Source organism: Pseudomonas sp. (assembly GCF_036404235.1).
GTDB lineage: Bacteria > Pseudomonadota > Gammaproteobacteria > Pseudomonadales > Pseudomonadaceae > Aquipseudomonas.
Window position 1 is genome coordinate 1 of record NZ_DASWOT010000023.1, and the last position, 16,500, is coordinate 16,500.

The window sequence follows — 16,500 nt, forward strand, 5'->3', positions numbered from 1 at the left end:
AAGCATCTGCCGCAATCCCGACACCATTAATGCCACCGCCAATGACCGCGATGTCGTACACCTCAGAGAGTGGGGGCATTGGCTGTGTGGAATGGGGCATTTGGGCCTCTCCTGTCTTCAAATCTTGAATTCGAACAATGATCGAAAAAATGGCGAATTCGAACATATATGTTCATATTCGAAAATGGTAGCGTAAAGAGAACGGACTATCCACTCAGTATTGATTGAAAATACTGATAAAGAAGAAAAGAAAGGAACAATTGTGAACATGCGCGCATGTAGTGATTAAAGGAGCGTTGGCCGAATCGACTTTTGTAGACGATCCCCGTCGTTCAGACGCCGCGCTGTTGTGCAGCAAACACTGGATCTTGTTGGCGAGGCTTGTCCCGCGATCGGCGGGGAACCCGTCGTAAACCTGCGCACACGGTGTGACAGGCAGACCGCACGTACCGGATTTACTGCCGCTGCGCGCCAGATCGCGGGACAAGCCGCGCTCCTACCGTGCGTTCTGGCCCTGACCCGCCATGCAGAAGCCGGGCTTGCCCTCGGGTCTACACCACTTCCAATCGAATTTTGTTCTGTGTCAGCAACTGTGCCAGCGCGGGCACCGGCGCCTGGTCGGTCACCAAACAGTCGATCAAGGTAATAGGGCCCAGGCGCACCATAGCATTGCGTCCGAACTTGCTGGAGTCCGCCGCGAGGATGACTTGTCGGGCATTGGCGATGATCGCCTGGGAAACCCGCACTTCCTGATAGTCGAAATCCAGCAGGCTGCCGTCTTCATCGATGCCGCTGATCCCGACCAAGGCGAAATCGACCTTGAACTGCGCGATGAAATCGACACTGGCCTGACCGACCACGCCACCATCGCGACGCACGTTGCCACCCGCCAGCAGCACTTCGAAATCATCCTTGGCGCTGAGAATCGAAGCGACGTGCAAGTTGTTGGTGATGATTTTCAGGTGGTTGTGGTTGAGCAAGGCGCGGGCAATGGATTCGGTGGTGGTGCCAATGTTGATGAACAACGAAGCATGATCGGGAATCTGCGCGGCAATTGCTTCGGCAATGCGCTGTTTCTCGTCGCGCATCTGATCCGCTCGCATGGCGTAGGCGGTGTTTTCAATGCTGGAATCGTAGGCAGCACCGCCATGGTAGCGACGCAGCAAGTTCATTTCCGCCAACTGATTAATATCGCGACGGATCGTTTGCGGTGTCACGACAAACAGTTGGGCCATTTCTTCGATGCTGACATAGCCGCGCTCACGGACCAGCTCGAGGATCTGCTGTTGACGGGGTGGCAGATTCATTTTTTTTCCTTGGGGCAAGGGCGCCTATCATGCCGCAGGCGTGCATTACCTGTCAGCCGGAAAAGAATCGTAGAGAGGTTGGATGAGGGGGATCAAGGCAAAAGCGACCCAAGCAACCTCACAGGCGCGTGTGGTTGCTATGTCATCAGACCAAATGCAAATGGTTGTCCCACAATCCTGCGGGCAACTCCAACGGCTGGCCGACCAGCGTTACCTGGCGGCAGTCGTAGAATCGGCAGCGGCCTTGGCCTGACGTCACGACGAAACCATCAGCCACCGCCCCAACACCTGCGCAATCGGGCAGCGGTGCATCGAGCCGCACAGCGCCACTGTCCAGGTCCCAGATGAAAAACCGATTGCCTCGCGGCGCCGTCAACGCCACTAGGCGCAGTTCGCTGTGGATGGCGACGCTGGCGGTGTAATGCCCCATCGATTGCAACTGCGCTTCGTCCACCGGGAACGCTGTGAAAGGCTGACCGGGACGCTTGATTGCCAGCAGCTCGGACGATTCATAAGACGGTCCCATGAACTGCTGACCCGAAACAACGGTGCCGTCGCGGGCAATCGCCAGGTGGCGAACGCTGTTCATCTGCTGCGCTAACGTCTCTTTGCTCAGCAGTGTGCCGTCACGCCGCATCAATACCAGGCTGGGCTCCATGGCATTTAGGTTCATCTCGACCCGGCTTTCAGCTTCGGTCCGAATCCCTCCGTTAGCCACCACCAGCGTTTCACCGTCCGGCATCCACGACACTTGATGTGGCCCGACCCCGTGGGTGGAAATTTCACTTGCACGTTCCAGCCGCTCATTGACGAAACGGTACACGCCCAGCAGTCCACGGCCCGGATCAGTAGTGTCATTCTCGGTTGCGTATAACCACTCGCCGCTGCGATGAATCACCGCATGACCATAGAAGTGCCGGTTTGCTGGCGAGTTGATGGTCTGCAGCAGGCGACCGTCGCGCAGGTCGATCAAGTAGCTTTCCGTGCCCGGCCTGCGGGCGACGAAGAGAGCAATTGGCAGTTCTGGATGATTGATGATGTCGTGGCAACGCTGGGCAACCTGCGTCGCGAACACCTGAGTGCCGTCCACCCGATAACCCATGGCGTAATGCTGACCATTGCCGTCATCGCGGGCCGAAAGCAGCAGTGGGCTTTCATCCTTTTTCTTGAACAGCGTCCAGCCACCCAAGGTGCATGCGCTGAGAACGAGGCTGCCGAGAGCCAGGGCCTGGCGTCGCAACATATCAGTCACCATCGTTGGCATTGAAGCCCAGTTGAATGCCCAACGCTTTGGCCAGCTCGCCTTCGTGCAGGCGATGAACCACGTTGAGGCTGTCGTAGAGCGCGTTGAGCTGTTGGCGACCTTCTTCGCTGGCCAGCAAATCGGCGAGGGGCGGCTTGAGCTCAGCGAGCAATTTTCGGCTGGCCGCATAGGCTGCGTCGATCTTATCGGCCAGTGGTTTCTGCTCTGCTGGCAACAGGCCGCGCAGGCCTTGGTTATCAACCCCGGCCCAGACGGTTTCGGCGCTTTCCAGGCTTGCTTGCAGGCTGCTGAGCGACGACTTGCTGCGCCATGCTTCAGCCTGGAATGGCTGCGCAACGCCCTTGCTCTGACGGCCCAGCGGTGTGCCGAGTTTCTTTTTCAGGCTGTCCAGCGCGGTGACTTGCACGCGCAGCAGTTCGGCAATGGCTTCGTGGGAATCGGCGTAGCGCTGGTTAGGAAACTTGCTCAACTGCGCGAGCATGCCGTCAGTACTGTTCCAGCCGTTGAGGATTTCCTCGGCAAGGCCTTTCTGCCGCTCGCCGATGGCTATCAACAAAGGGCAGTAACGGGCTTTCTGTTCGGCGTTGGCCATGTCGATGTCGGCGTCGAACAGAATGTATTCATAAGCCGACAAGCCCTGCACCACGACGCTGGACTTGCTGAGTGCTTCAGCCGTGATTTGCGGCTGCGCGGTGACCAATTGCTCGACCTGACGCCCCACGAGGTTTTTTTTGTCCGGCCAGAACTGTATTTGCCATGAGCGATTGCCCTCGGCCAGTGGCCCGATTAACAAGGGCTGTAATTGTGCCCAGGCTTTTTGCGCATGGAGAAAGTCGGTGCGGGCCGTGTCCAGATCCGATGCGCCCTGGCAGAACGCCAGCGCACTGACGGCCAACTGCCGGTCCGCGTCGACCCAACGGCTGTAGGTCGGCAGGATGACCTGTTTGGCGATGGCGGCAGAGGTCACGGCCTGCGGGTCCGATGGCGCGCAAGCGCCCAGCGCAAGCGCGGCGAGGCTGGTGAACAACAGCTTGGGACGGAACATGTCCGGCTCCTTGTTTTTCAAGAGATGCGTTTATAGAGAATTCAGAAATGCCAGCAGCGCCGAGCGCTGTTCTGCGTCGAATGCCAGTACCTGTCGTTGCGCCGCTTGAGCCTCGCCACCGTGCCAGAGCACAGCTTCCATCAGGCTTCGGGCGCGACCGTCATGCAAAAATTGAGTGTGGCCGCTGACGGTTTTGGTCAGCCCTATACCCCACAGGGGCGGTGTGCGCCATTCCTGTCCGGATGCCTGGAATTCGCTGAGATTGTCAGCCAGCCCTTCGCCCATGTCGTGCAGCAACAAATCGGTGTAGGGACGAATCAACTGATTGGCCAGTTCCGGCTCGCTGGCGTCGGCTCGGGTGGTGAACTGGGGTGTGTGACATTGCTGGCAACCGGCTTTGAAGAACAGACTCTTGCCCTGCAACACGGCGGGCTCGCCGACGTCGCGCCGTGCCGGGACACCCAGGTTGCGCGTGTAGAAAGTGATCAGGCGCAGGATATTGTCGCTGACTTCCGGCTCGCCCTGAGGGCCTTTACCATTCGGCGCATTGAGGCAGTCGGTCTGTGCAGGTGTGCAGTCATCAATGGTTTTAAGGCTTGAGGTCAGGCCCATGTCGCCGGCCAGCGCATGCACGTTCTGCTGGTTGACGCTGGGTTGCGCGGCTTTCCAGCCGAAGCGTCCGAGTACGATTTTCTGTTGCGCGTCGTCCCATACCCAATTGGGACGTCCGGAAATACCGGTGCCTTTTTCATTCTCAGGGTCGGCGTTGGCCAGAATCGCCGACACCGGGATCGCCTCCAGCAAACCAAGGCCGATCATTGGCGGCGCAACACGTGCGGAAGTACGCGTCTGGGGATGCATTGGACCGTAGCCCAATTGAGTGATTTGCAGGGTAGGGCGGCGCAGATGAATGGGCGTGCCGTCTCGAAAGTGCAGCGTCATCGAGTCGTACTCGACGCGTACCTTGCCTTCGGGCGCGACGCCGGGAATGGCCATGTCCTGCAGTTGCGCGCCATAGATGGGTTCGGGCAGCAGCCCCAACTGATGAATACGTTCGGCGTAGGCGGGCTCGTCGGGAATGGACAGCCGCACCAGCATCGATACCGCGTTGCTGTCACCCGGCTCTGGCGGGTGACCGCGGCCGTCCTTGATGTGGCAGTTCTGACAGGCATTGGTATTGAACAACGGCCCCAGTCCATCGCGGGCGGTGGTGGTGGACGGTGCAATGACCCAAGGGCTGCGAAAGAAACTGTTGCCAACACTGAAGTCCAGGCGTCGCGACGGCTGCAAGTTACCTGACGGCAGCGAGAAGGCATTGCGATCAAGGGTGCTCACCGTCGCGGTGCCGCCGGAAAAACGTTCGCGTGGTTCGGGTTGGGTGAAACGCGGGGCGTCATCGCACCCGCCAATGGCCGAAGCCATCAGCAGGAGAAGCAAAAGATGAAACCGCGGGGTCATACACATCCTGCAACGGGCCACAAATCAAGGCGAGCAAGCTTACCAGCCCAGCGTGCCATGAATAAGAGGGATTTGCGTTTGGGGATGTCCCTGGCAATGTGTTGTTACCAATTAGTCATGTTGTGCCCGTTTCGACGCATTCAAACGCCAACGATTTCCAGTGATGGGTTTTCAATGATTAGTTGGATAAGGCGTTTTTCCCCTTGAGCGACTTTGAAGGAGCGGTAATCGCCCAGCAGATCAAGTTGCCGCTCGCGCTCGCGAATCGCTAGCTCCTTTGCATGTTCGTGGCCATAGAACTCGACCCGAAACGATTTGGTCACGCTGCTACCGTTACGCAGCGTCGTGCGGGCTACCCAGTAAGCGACGCCGGTATAACAACGATAATGCACACCCGGATGGCCGCTGGTATTGGTGCTGATCAACCGTTGTCGAATGTCTCGGCTGAGCTTGGGCAGGTTGGCCAGCATCAGTTCGTCCCGACAGGCATCTGCCGCCTTGCGGGCCGCCTCACGCCCGCCGAAGCGTGAGAAGGAAAACAGACGGTTATAGACCAGACCGTCGCGGTAAATCGTGACTTTCCATGCTCGGGGCCCTTTTGCGCCGATCAATAAGTGAATGCCGTAGTCGTTGTGATTAACGTCTTTGACGATGCGCCTTTTTCTGTCTTTTGTTGGCACTGGCTGTCTCCCCTCCTGGATGGGGTGGATCAAGAAAGTGCAAATGATCGGCGCGGTAAACACAAGCATCAATCCGACAACTCATGAATGGGAAATGCCCTACGCAAGTTAGAGACGTATCCGTGGAAACCCTCTGTAATCGGGCTCTCCAGAAACCTCAGGCAAAAAAAACCGGTCGTGTGAGCGACCGGTTTTCGTTTTTAAACACAGGGTGAGGCGAGTGATGCAGGGCGAATCAGAACTCGTGATCAGCGTTGTCAGGATTCAGATCAGTGATGCCCAGTTTGCTCGCTGCTTGCTCGATTGCACCGGTCTGTTTGACCAACGCACCGATGACGTCGCGCACGATCTGATTGCCTTCGGTGTTGCCGGCGGCGATCAGTTGATCGAAGTGCTCGCCTTTGTTGGCGTGATTGACGATGACTTGCAGCTTGGCCTGAGTGTCGTCCAGATCGGCGCGCAGCGTGCTGTCTGCGGTTGCATCGGCTTTGGCGACCAGCGACGACAGGCTTGGGCCAGTGACTTTGCTGCCGTCTACGCGGGTGTATTCGCCCAGGTAAACGTTGCGAATGCCCAGACCGTTGTAGAAGTGCGAGTTGTGGGTGTTATCGCTGAAGCAGTCGTGTTCGTCTTCGCTGGAGTTGGCTTCCAGTGCCACCTTCATGCGCTCGCCTGCCAGTTCACCCAACGACAGGCTGCCCATGCCGAAGAGCATTTTGCGCAGGCCGCTTTCACCTGTCTCGGCTTCAAGCGATGCGCGGTAATTGTCGGCAACGCCTGGCTTCCAGTTGTTGACCATTTCTTCCAGATCGCTGACCAGCAAGTCAGTTGCGGATTTCAAATAGGCGCGACGACGATCGTTGTGGCCGCCGGTGCCGCCTTTGCCTTCGATGTAATCGCTGGCTGGGCGTTCGCCCGCGCCTGGGCCGTTGCCGTGCAGATCCTGGCCCCACAGCAGGAATTCGATGGCGTGGTAGCCGGTGGCGACGTTGGCTTCGGAACCGCCCAGCTCATTGAGGCTGGCAAGTTTTTCCGGGGTGATTTCGCTGACGTCGACTTTGTCTTCACCGACTTGAACGGTGGTGTTGGCGATGATATTGGCAGTGGCGCCCGGGTTGCCCAGCGCATGCTGGTAATCCTTGGCGACGTAATCGATCAGGCCTTCGTCCAGAGGCCAGGCGTTAACCTGTCCTTCCCAATCATCGATGATGGTGTTGCCGAAGCGGAAGACTTCGCTCTGCATGTAAGGCACGCGGGCCTTGACCCATGCTTCACGTGCGGCTTTGAGGGTCTGATCGTTTGGGTTGGCGAGGAAGGTGTCGACCGCTGTGCGCAGAGTCTTGGCGGTGGATTCGGCGTCGCTGAACACGGCAAAGACCATGTTGGTGTAGTTGGCGACCACGGCCTTGGTGGCGGCATCGTTGGTTTGCGTCGGCGCTGCTGCGGCTGGCGCTGTGGTCGCCGCGGCTGGGGCCGGCGCTGCAGCGGCGGGCTTGTCCTTGTCGTCGCCACACCCGGCGAGTGAGATAGCAATGGCCAACAGACTAGCGGTTGCCAAGGGCATACGAATCATGACGGAATCCTGCGTCGAGAGAGTGAGGGCGGCGGCAAGCGCCAGAAAAACTGCGACATAATGCGAAAGATTTGCATTCTGTGTAAAGGCAAAATGCCCCGAGTCGTGCGGTGAGGTATTTCAAGGTGTAACAAGGGGTTTCAGCGTGGAATTACTGTCCCCTCGATATCGCGCTTGTACGCGCTCTAAGGCTACAAAACCCCCATCTGCGTGCGCTCTGCCTGTTTTAAGTAGGCCAGCAATTCACGTGCGGGCAACGGCTTGCTGTAGAAATAGCCCTGACCCTCATGGCAGCCCTCGGCAATGATGTAGGCCTCTTGCTCGGCGGTTTCCACCCCTTCGGCAATCACTTGCATGCCCAGGCTTTTACCCAGTTGGATGATCGCGCGCACGATGGTGGCGTCGTCATCGTCATCGAGCAGATCCTGTACGAAGCTCTTGTCGATCTTGATCTTGTCCAGTGGCAGGCTCTTCAAGTAACTCAGTGACGAGTAACCGGTGCCAAAGTCATCAATGGCGATCAGCGCGCCGGAGCGACGCAGGCTCAGTAAATGCTGAGCTGCGGTGCTGATGTCTTCCATAAGACCGGTTTCGGTGACTTCCAGCTCCAGGCTGCGTGGCGGCAGGCGATAGATCTGCAACAGGTTGTTCACCACACGTGGCAGTTCGGCGTGGTGCAGTTGGACCGTTGACAGGTTGACTGCCATGCGCAGTTCGCTGAACCCTTGATCGTGCCATTCGCGCAATTGACGACAGGCCTGATCCAGCACCCACTCGCCAATCGGGATAATCGTGCCGTTTTGTTCGGCCAACGGAATGAACTGATCCGGTGGTACGAGGCCGTGCTCTGGGTGTGTCCAGCGAATCAATGCTTCGACGCCCACCACGCGGTGGTCGCGATAGCTGATCTGCGGCTGGTACACCAGGTGGAACTGATTACGTACCAAGGCTTCGCGCAGGTCTTTTTCCAATTCGCGACGGCGACGCATCTCGCTGTCGACGCTGGCGATGTAGAACTGATAGCGGTTACGCGAGCGGGACTTGGCCAGCGTCATCGTCTGTTCGGCTTTTTGCAGCAGTTTTTCGGTGCTGTCGCCGTCTTCCGGGAACAGCGTAATGCCAATGGTTGCGCGCAGCCTGATTTCCTGTTGATCCAGCGCGAAAGGGGCTTCCAGATCATCGAGGATGTTTTGCGCCAGTTCGGCCGCTTCGTAAGGTTGTTCGATATCGGCCTGGACCAGTGCGAACTGGTCGCCGCCCAATCGTGCCAGGGAGCCCAGACGCCCGCTGTGTCCACGCAGACGATCAGCCAGCGCCATCAACAGTTGGTCGCCGGTTTGATAGCTGAATTGCTCGTTGATGCCTTTGAAGTCATCCAGCCCAACACACAGCACAGCCACCCGATGCTGCACTTTGCCGGCATCCACCAGAATCTTGTCCAACTGTTGTTGTAGCTGTTGACGATTGGGCAGGCCGGTGAGGAAGTCGTATTCAGCCATGCGCAGCAGGCTGGTTTCCGCTTCGTGACGCAGATGGGTATTACGCTCGATGGAGGCCAGCAACTGGTTGGCGGTGTTGACCCAAACCCCTAGCTCGTTCTTTTCATGACCCTTGAGCAGCGGCAGTTGATGCTCGCTGGGGCGGTCGGGGTTGATGCTGGTCAGGTGTTCAATGATTTTTGACAGCGGTTTGGTCAGTAGCCAGTGATAGACCAGATACAGCACAAGCCCCATCGCCAGCGCACGCAGCACGCCGGATACGAAAATGATGAAAGAGTTGATGATGAAGCCTTCGCCATAGGTGGCGGTATCCAGGGTAATGCGCAGGTCGCCGTAATACTCGCTATACGGGCTGCGGCCCACCAGTTGAGTGGTGAAGCTGCGCTCCTGACCAAGAATCGGATCGGTCAGCCAGCGGGTCGGTGAGACCTTGAGATCCCGGGTTTTCTCGGCAAGCAGGGTTTCATTCGGGTGGCCGATGGAGGCCATGCGCACAGCCTTGTCCTGAAACAGTCCCTCTATGACCTGCATGCCCATTTCACGGTCCAGGCTGTACACCGCCTGGGTCGAGGGGTCGCGAAACATATCGAGGATTCGTTCGGCATCGCTGGCCACTGCCTGGCGGGTTTTGTACGCGTCATAAATAATCTGCGCGCAACTCAACACAACGCCCACGATCAGTGCCGAAAGCAGTACCACACGCAATAGCTTCACCGACAAGCTATTTTTGAGTTCCAGCTTCAAATGGGCATTCCTTCATCCATGCTGAGAGCGGGTGACTGATTGCAAGCATTGGCAAAGCAAACCCTGAGGTCAAGCGCCATTGACAACGCTTGATCCTGTCATTCTGTACAGGCACCGTTCTGCGCAGGCAGTTTGGCGATCATCACTGTGTCGGTCGACAGGGGGGGTAACTTGAGGCTCTGGTTCCAGCGAAACTGATATTAGTCCGCTATCGCTTTCTGGCAATACACAAAGCATGAACAAAAGGCGAAAAAGCCGTACACGCCATAAAGCTGAACATCATTGCAACCTCGTACCAGGGTGTTTTTTGGGGGCGAGACGTTCTTTGCTGCGGGCGTGGACTCAACTATTTTCATGGGGCTCTGGCATAGTCGTTGCAGTCGCCGTACTGTGCGCGAAGAATTCTCGTATCAACGATGTGTTTCAAAGACTGGCTAAAAAGAAAGAAAACAGCAGGGGCGTGTCATGAGGGTGTTTTGGGGCTTGGGGAAAATGTTGACGCTGGGGTTTTGGGCGGTGGTGCTGGTCAATCAGGCCGTCTTGCTGCCGAGCCCGTTCAGTGTGTTGATCAACTTGGCGGGCAGTCTGTTATTGCTGACGCATGTTCTGGAACTGTTTCTGTTTAATGGCAGCTTGCATGGACGTCCACAGCCGTGGCGTGATCGGTTGCTGATTCTGCTGTTCGGTATTTTTCATCTGCAATCTTTCGGTCGTCGTTCTGGGGAGGTTCAACATGCGTAATGGGTTGCTGATGACGGCAGGGCTGTTGTCGGCGTTGAGCAGTTCCTTGGCTATGGCACAGACCATTTCGGTCGAGTCGCACTCGCTGATGCGGTTGCCCAGCAGTACCAGCGTATTGCAGCTTGAGCGTCTGGAAGTGGCCGATTACGCCACGTTGCTTATTCCTCCCGGGTTGACTGAAGTGAAGGTCGATCAATTGCTGATGGGCCACGAAGCACGCATCGCTATCGTGCCAGGCTCGCAGCCGTTCAGCCTGCAGATCAAGCATGGCGAACTCGGCAGTGGTAGCCAGATCACCGCCCGTGGTGCCCCGGGGACGTTCGAGAAACCCCCATTGCCAGGGCGCAACCTGACCTTTCACGTTGAGCAGCTAAGCGCTGAGATTTTATCCATCGACGCGCGCGGCGGTGCGGGTGCGCCCGGTTATGTGGGGCTCGACGGCGGCAATGGCGAAGATCCGGGCTGCACTTGGGGTTCTGCCAGTCGCGGCACCAATGGCGACAACGGCGGCAATGGTCATGAAGGCGCTGCAGGTGGTTTGGTCCGTCTGGAGTTGCCAGGTGATTTCCCGGACGACCGCGTGAAGGTGAATGTTCAGGGCGGCGCCGGTGGTCAGGGTGGCGCTGGCGGAAAGGGTGGCAAAGGCGGAGCGTCCAAAGGCTGCGTTGTCTACCGTGCCGACGGCGCAAAATCCGGCAAGACTGGCGAGAAAGGCCAGGACGGCGCAACGGGTGCGGCGGGTGTGGTGAATATCAAGCGGTTGTGATGCGAGGCTGACGTTCTACTGTAGGGGCGAACTTGTTCGCGAGGCGGCGTATCTGGCACACCGAATCCAGCCCCTCGCCAACAAGTTGGCTCCTACAGCGCTTGGGTTGAGCAGGTTACAGCAGTGGCCTCAAAACCCGGGCCGTGCTGCGGCAATTGCTACCAACACAATCCCCACGATCAGATTGACCCCCACCAGCCGCCGAATCTTGCCCAGTGCAGCCACGCCATCGGGCCACTTCTGCGCGTCCACCGCACGCTGCAACTCAGGCAATTGCACCGATTGAATCTTGATGAACAGCGCGACCATTACCACATACAACCCAATCATCACCTGTACATAGCGTGGTGCGGTTTCGAAGCCGGAGAAGCGCAACTCAATGATGCCGATCCCGGTAATTGGCAGAACGACCACCGCTACCCAGACCCAGACGAAGAATCGGGCAAACACCTGCACCCACAGTTTCAGGCGTTGCGGCCCTTCCAGTGCCACGATGATCGCTGGTCGCAGGATCATCCAGGCGAAAAACATGCCGCCGACCCAAAGAAACGCGGCCAGCACGTGCAGGGTATAGACAAGGGCAAAGAGTGTCATAGGGAACTCCGTTCTGCGCGCAAAGATTAAGCGCGGTATGATAGCCGCCCTCTGGAACCACTGAAGATATATCCAGCAGTTTTTTAGTGTTATTTGCCACCCAGTACCTGTTTAGCGCCCGAGCGAAGACCGTAGCCCGATGATCAGCACCGAACTCAAATCCCAGATTCAGGGCGCCTACTCGCGTTTCCTTGAAGCCAAAAGCCTGAAGCCGCGGTACGGCCAGCGCTTGATGATCGCCGAGGTCGCCAAGGTGCTGGGAGATATCGATACCGATGAAGAAGGCCGTCGTTCAGGCGACCCGGCGGTGGTCGCGGTCGAGGCGGGCACAGGTACCGGCAAGACCGTCGCCTACGCGATTGCCGCGATTCCGACTGCCAAGGCGGCGGGCAAGCGCCTGGTAATCGCGACCGCGACGGTCGCGCTGCAAGAGCAGATCGTCTACAAAGACCTGCCCGACCTGATGCGCAACAGCGGGCTGAATTTTACCTTCTCATTGGCCAAGGGGCGCGGCCGTTACATGTGCCTGTCCAAGCTCGACGTGTTGTTGCAAGAAGGCGACGCGCAAAGCGCCACGGCGCAGCTTTTCGAGGAAGAAGGCTTCAAGATCGAGGTCGATGAGGCCAGCCAGAAGCTTTTCACCACGATGATAGAGAAGCTTGCCGGCAATAAATGGGACGGTGATCGTGACAGCTGGCCGCAGGAGTTGGCGGATCAGGATTGGGCGCGGTTGACCACCGATCACAGCCAATGCACGAATCGTCATTGTCCGAACTTTCAGCAATGTGCTTTCTATAAGGCTCGCGAAGGCATGGGAAAAGTCGACGTGATCGTGACGAACCACGACATGGTGCTGGCGGATCTTGCCTTGGGTGGCGGCGCGGTATTGCCCGACCCGCGCGACACGCTGTACGTGTTTGACGAAGGTCATCACTTGCCGGATAAGGCCATCGGCCACTTCGCGCATTACACGCGTCTGCGTTCCACGGCCGACTGGCTGGAACAGACCGCCAAGAATCTCACCAAATTGCTTGCCCAGCATCCACTGCCAGGCGACCTCGGCAAGCTGATCGAGCAGGTTCCTGAACTTGCGCGAGAGATCAAGACTCAACAGCAATTCATGTTCACCGCCTGTGAGCAACTGGCTGACTTCAAGGCTGGCGAAGACATGGAAGGCCGCGAGCGACCTCGACATCGCTTCGTTGGTGGCGTGGTGCCAGAACACATGCGCGAGATGGGTATCGAGTTGAAGAAGGGCTTTGCGCGGCTCGACGATCTGTTCACGCGCCTGACCGAATTGCTCAAGGAAGGTATGGATGGCGAGGTCAACATTGGCATCGCCAGCCATCAGGCTGAAGAGTGGTATCCGCTGTTTGGCAGCCTACTGGCCCGTGCCCACGGCAACTGGGAGTTGTGGACCGCCTTTACCGCCGAAGACCCGGAAAACAACCCGCCGATGGCGCGCTGGCTGACGTTGGCTGACAGCGGTTCGTTGTTCGACATCGAGGTTAATGCCAGCCCGATCCTGGCGGCCGAAATGCTGCGTCGTCATTTGTGGAATGTGGCCTACGGCGCGCTGGTCACCTCGGCGACGTTGACCGCGCTGGGCAAGTTTGATCGTTTCCGCATGCGTGCCGGGCTGCCCAAGGGTGCTGTTACGGCCGTGGTTCCTAGCCCTTTTCATCATGCCGATGCTGGTGTGTTGCGAGTGCCTGACCTCAAGGCCGATCCACGCAATGCAGCCGAGCACACGGCGGCGATCATTCGCGACCTGCCGGACCTAGTCGAGGGCTCCAAAGGCACTCTGGTGTTGTTCTCCTCTCGCAAGCAAATGCAGGAAGTGTTCGATGGGCTTGAACGCGATTGGCGCAAACGTGTGTTCATTCAAGGCAACCTGTCCAAACAGGAAACCCTCAACAAGCACAAGGCGCGGGTTGACGGCGGCGATGCCAGCGTACTGTTTGGGTTGGCGAGCTTCGCCGAGGGCGTGGACTTGCCCGGCGCCTATTGCGAGCACGTGGTGATCGCCAAGATTCCCTTTGCCGTGCCAGATGATCCGGTTGAGGCCGCGTTGGCCGAATGGATCGAAGCGCGAGGAGGCAATCCGTTCATGGAGATCGCGGTACCTGATGCCTCGCTGCGCCTGATCCAGGCCTGCGGGCGTCTGCTGCGTACTGAAGCGGATCGCGGCACCATCACGTTGCTGGATCGCCGTGTGGTCACCCAACGCTATGGCAAGGCCATCCTTAATGCTCTGCCTCCGTTTCGCCGCGAAATATCCTGACATTCATTGGGATGAGCTGATGCGTCGCGGTTCACAAACCCTTTAATCGCTGGAACAATGCTCGCCATTTCACGCAGCGGTAGAGCGGGAGCGAACACGTGCAGACCCAAGGTTATTTCGAGCTTCAATTTGAGGCAGTACGTGAAGCATTCGCGGCGCTGTTCGACGATCCACAGACGCGCGGTGCAGCGCTTTGCATTCAAATAGGCGGCCAGACTGTCATCGACCTGTGGGCTGGCACTGCTGACAAGGACGGTGCCAACGCCTGGCACAGCGACACCATCGCCAACGTGTTCTCGTGTACCAAAACCTTCACGGCGGTCGCGGCGCTGCAATTGGTCGACGAGGGCAAGCTGCATCTGGACAGGCCCGTGGCCGAGTTGTGGCCGGAGTTCGCGGTGGCGGGCAAGGGCCATATCACTTTGCGTCAGATGCTGTGCCATCAAGCCGGGTTGCCAGCTATTCGCGAATTGTTGCCTGCCCAGGCGCTTTACGACTGGCAAGCGATGACCACGGCGCTTGCGGCCGAACAACCCTGGTGGACGCCGGGGCAGGGTCATGGCTACGCTGCTATCACGTATGGCTGGCTGGTTGGCGAAATGCTTCGCCGCGCCGATGGTCGCGGGCCGGGCGAGTCCATTGCGGCGCGTATTTCCCGCCCACTGGGGCTGGATTTCCATGTCGGTCTGGCCGATGAAGAATTTCACCGGGTTGCCCATATCGCACGCGGCAAGGGCAACATGGGCGACGAAGCCGCGCAACGCCTGGTGCAGATGACGATGCGCGAGCCAACATCAATGACTGCGCGAGCCTTCACCAATCCACCTTCGATCATGACCAGCACCAACAAGCCTGAATGGCGTCGCATGCAGCAGCCTGCTGCCAACGGTCATGGCAACGCCCGCAGTCTCGCGGGTTTCTACAGTGGGCTGTTGGACGGCACGTTACTTGAAGCCGAGCTGCTCAATGAGCTGACCCGCGAACACAGTGTGGGGCAGGACAAGACACTGTTGACCCAGACTCGCTTTGGCCTGGGCTGCATGCTCGATCAACCTAACGTGCCGAACGCGACTTACGGCCTAGGCGCTAAAGCCTTCGGACACCCTGGCGCGGGTGGTTCTGTAGGCTTTGCCGACCCTGAGCGTGATGTTGCTTTTGGCTTTGTTACCAACACCCTCGGGCCTTACGTTCTGATGGACCCACGGGCGCAAAATCTGGCGCGGATTCTTGGTGAGTGTTTGCAATAGGTATCGCTGATAAGTGCTTGTTTATAACCGACTGTCAGTTATTTCACTCATATGGGAACCGTAGAGCGGTTTCTTTTTCCAACTGACTGTTTATGCGTGTTATATGAGCGCAGCTTCGTTCATTTTCTGATCAATTTTTGTGGGTCGCCCCAATGTCTACCAATAAAACCCTAGCTCTTGCTCTTTGCCTTGCCATAACTGGCTGCGCTCAGACGCCTCAGGACAACTCTGCCAATAACGACCACTGGTGGTCGTTTGGTACGGATAAAACGGCTGACGCCGCACCTGCCAAATCGGGAGTGCCGCCCGCCGTTGCTGAAGTGAAAAAGGCCGAGGCCGAAACAGGGGCTCACTGGTACTGGCCATTCGGTTCCGATCACGGCGTCACTGAAAGCAAACCAGAGCTGGCGGCGACCCAGCCTGCCGCCAAAGCCGCTCCAGTGGTTGCAAAAGCCGATGACGGTAGCAAATGGTGGTGGCCGTTCGGTGCCGAAGGTAAAAAGGACGCCTCCGCGCCAGTCGTGGCAAAAGTAGACCCTAAAGTCACCCAGGCCTGGCTCGATCAAAACGAGCCGCTCATGCGTGATGCCATCAAGGGCAGCAAATTTGAGCTTGAACGCCGCGAAGACGTTTTGGTGATCACTGCGCCGGTTGACAGTACCTTCAACCCTGACCGTCCTGCGATGTTGCTGCCGGTCAACCTGGGGCCGATTACCAACCTGGCGAAAATGCTGGAGAAGGACCCCAAAACTGCGGTGTTGGTATTGGGACACTCCGACGTTGCCGGTGACGCTCCGCTGAAGATCAGCCAGGAGCGCGCACAGTCTGTTGCAGCGATCTTCCGCCTCAGCGGTCTGCAGCGTAATCGCCTGAACCTGCGTGGCATGGGCGACGTTATGCCGCGTGCCGCCAGTGATAGCGTGCCGGGCCGTGCTCTCAACCGTCGGGTCGAAATGATCATGACGCCGCAAGAAACCATGGTCGCCCTGTTGACCAAGTACAACATGCAGGCCGCCCCGACGTTGGTAGCCGTTCAGAACGCCAAGCCCGTTTTGGCAGCGCCTGCCCCGGCTTCTGCCCCAGCGCAGAAATCCGCTCCAGCGAAAAAGGCAGCAGCGCCGGCGAAGAAGGCCACCACTGCCAAAGCATCTACCAAGAAAGCACCTGCCGCAAAGAAAGCCACTCCAGCCAAAGCAGCCCCAGCAAAAGCCGCGACGAAGAAGCCCGCCGATACTCAAGCCAGCGCCAACTGACGTAATATCGGCATCCTGACCACGGATGCCGATTAAGGAAGCAAG

14 protein-coding genes are annotated in these 16,500 nt (G+C 58.1%); 5 read left to right on the top strand and 9 right to left on the bottom strand.

Annotated elements, in window-relative coordinates; translation table 11 throughout:
• The 8 genes from VGC62_RS27570 to VGC62_RS02965 form a co-directional block, all read right to left on the bottom strand.
• Positions 1-100 (bottom strand): hypothetical protein (locus VGC62_RS27570; RefSeq protein ID WP_414705736.1); only part of this gene is annotated, 100 nt, incomplete at its 3' end.
• 451 nt (positions 101-551) lie between these two features.
• Positions 552-1,307, bottom strand: a complete 756-nt coding sequence (locus tag VGC62_RS02935) for a DeoR/GlpR family transcriptional regulator (RefSeq protein ID WP_331185570.1) — start codon at positions 1,305-1,307, stop codon at positions 552-554.
• Between the two features lie 145 nt (positions 1,308-1,452).
• Positions 1,453-2,550, bottom strand: coding sequence for a DUF1513 domain-containing protein (locus tag VGC62_RS02940; protein ID WP_331185571.1), 1,098 nt, complete (start codon positions 2,548-2,550; stop codon positions 1,453-1,455).
• 1 nt (position 2,551) lies between these two features.
• Entirely contained in the window at positions 2,552-3,616 is a 1,065-nt protein-coding gene (locus tag VGC62_RS02945; RefSeq protein ID WP_331185572.1) for an imelysin family protein, read from the bottom strand.
• A 30-nt stretch (positions 3,617-3,646) separates the two neighbouring features.
• Positions 3,647-5,074, bottom strand: coding sequence for a di-heme oxidoredictase family protein (locus VGC62_RS02950; protein ID WP_331185573.1), 1,428 nt, complete (start codon positions 5,072-5,074; stop codon positions 3,647-3,649).
• 140 nt (positions 5,075-5,214) lie between these two features.
• Positions 5,215-5,754: a hypothetical protein gene (locus VGC62_RS02955; RefSeq protein WP_331185574.1), complete on the bottom strand. Its 540-nt coding sequence runs from the start codon at positions 5,752-5,754 to the stop codon at positions 5,215-5,217.
• A gap of 235 nt (positions 5,755-5,989) precedes the next feature.
• On the bottom strand, positions 5,990-7,327 hold the full coding sequence (locus tag VGC62_RS02960) for an imelysin family protein (RefSeq protein ID WP_331185575.1): 1,338 nt from the start codon (positions 7,325-7,327) through the stop codon (positions 5,990-5,992).
• A gap of 191 nt (positions 7,328-7,518) precedes the next feature.
• Positions 7,519-9,570 (bottom strand): putative bifunctional diguanylate cyclase/phosphodiesterase, encoded by a 2,052-nt coding sequence (locus tag VGC62_RS02965; protein WP_331185576.1) that lies wholly within the window; start codon positions 9,568-9,570, stop codon positions 7,519-7,521.
• A 465-nt stretch (positions 9,571-10,035) separates the two neighbouring features.
• Between VGC62_RS02965 and VGC62_RS02970 the strand changes: the two genes are divergently transcribed.
• Together VGC62_RS02970 and VGC62_RS02975 are read left to right on the top strand one after the other, a co-directional pair.
• On the top strand, positions 10,036-10,311 hold the full coding sequence (locus tag VGC62_RS02970; RefSeq protein ID WP_331185577.1) for a DUF1145 domain-containing protein: 276 nt from the start codon (positions 10,036-10,038) through the stop codon (positions 10,309-10,311).
• Positions 10,304-11,077, top strand: coding sequence for a collagen-like protein (locus tag VGC62_RS02975; RefSeq protein ID WP_331185578.1), 774 nt, complete (start codon positions 10,304-10,306; stop codon positions 11,075-11,077). Before VGC62_RS02970 ends, VGC62_RS02975 begins: the two co-directional genes overlap by 8 nt.
• A gap of 129 nt (positions 11,078-11,206) precedes the next feature.
• On the opposite strand, the gene VGC62_RS02980 is transcribed toward VGC62_RS02975, so the two are convergent.
• Complete coding sequence (locus VGC62_RS02980; RefSeq protein ID WP_331185579.1) at positions 11,207-11,671, bottom strand: CopD family protein; 465 nt, start codon at positions 11,669-11,671, stop codon at positions 11,207-11,209.
• A 139-nt stretch (positions 11,672-11,810) separates the two neighbouring features.
• Between VGC62_RS02980 and dinG the strand changes: the two genes are divergently transcribed.
• From dinG to VGC62_RS02995, 3 genes are all read left to right on the top strand, one after another.
• Positions 11,811-13,955 carry an ATP-dependent DNA helicase DinG gene (dinG, locus tag VGC62_RS02985; protein ID WP_331185580.1) on the top strand — a complete coding sequence of 715 codons (2,145 nt, stop codon included), beginning with the start codon at positions 11,811-11,813 and terminating at the stop codon, positions 13,953-13,955.
• Between the two features lie 98 nt (positions 13,956-14,053).
• Positions 14,054-15,202, top strand: coding sequence for a serine hydrolase domain-containing protein (locus VGC62_RS02990; protein WP_331185581.1), 1,149 nt, complete (start codon positions 14,054-14,056; stop codon positions 15,200-15,202).
• A 152-nt stretch (positions 15,203-15,354) separates the two neighbouring features.
• The gene (locus VGC62_RS02995; protein WP_331185582.1) at positions 15,355-16,455 is read left to right on the top strand and encodes an OmpA family protein; all 1,101 of its coding nucleotides are present in this window, start codon (positions 15,355-15,357) and stop codon (positions 16,453-16,455) included.
• Positions 16,456-16,500: the final 45 nt, after the last annotated feature.

Coding starts and splice junctions, on each gene's coding strand:
- VGC62_RS02935 (WP_331185570.1), bottom strand. CDS start 1,307: ATGAATCTGCCACCCCGTCAACAGCAGATCCTCGAGCTGGTCCGTGAG.
- VGC62_RS02940 (WP_331185571.1), bottom strand. CDS start 2,550: ATGTTGCGACGCCAGGCCCTGGCTCTCGGCAGCCTCGTTCTCAGCGCA.
- VGC62_RS02945 (WP_331185572.1), bottom strand. CDS start 3,616: ATGTTCCGTCCCAAGCTGTTGTTCACCAGCCTCGCCGCGCTTGCGCTG.
- VGC62_RS02950 (WP_331185573.1), bottom strand. CDS start 5,074: ATGACCCCGCGGTTTCATCTTTTGCTTCTCCTGCTGATGGCTTCGGCC.
- VGC62_RS02960 (WP_331185575.1), bottom strand. CDS start 7,327: ATGATTCGTATGCCCTTGGCAACCGCTAGTCTGTTGGCCATTGCTATC.
- VGC62_RS02970 (WP_331185577.1), top strand. CDS start 10,036: ATGAGGGTGTTTTGGGGCTTGGGGAAAATGTTGACGCTGGGGTTTTGG.
- VGC62_RS02975 (WP_331185578.1), top strand. CDS start 10,304: ATGCGTAATGGGTTGCTGATGACGGCAGGGCTGTTGTCGGCGTTGAGC.
- VGC62_RS02980 (WP_331185579.1), bottom strand. CDS start 11,671: ATGACACTCTTTGCCCTTGTCTATACCCTGCACGTGCTGGCCGCGTTT.
- dinG (WP_331185580.1), top strand. CDS start 11,811: ATGATCAGCACCGAACTCAAATCCCAGATTCAGGGCGCCTACTCGCGT.
- VGC62_RS02995 (WP_331185582.1), top strand. CDS start 15,355: ATGTCTACCAATAAAACCCTAGCTCTTGCTCTTTGCCTTGCCATAACT.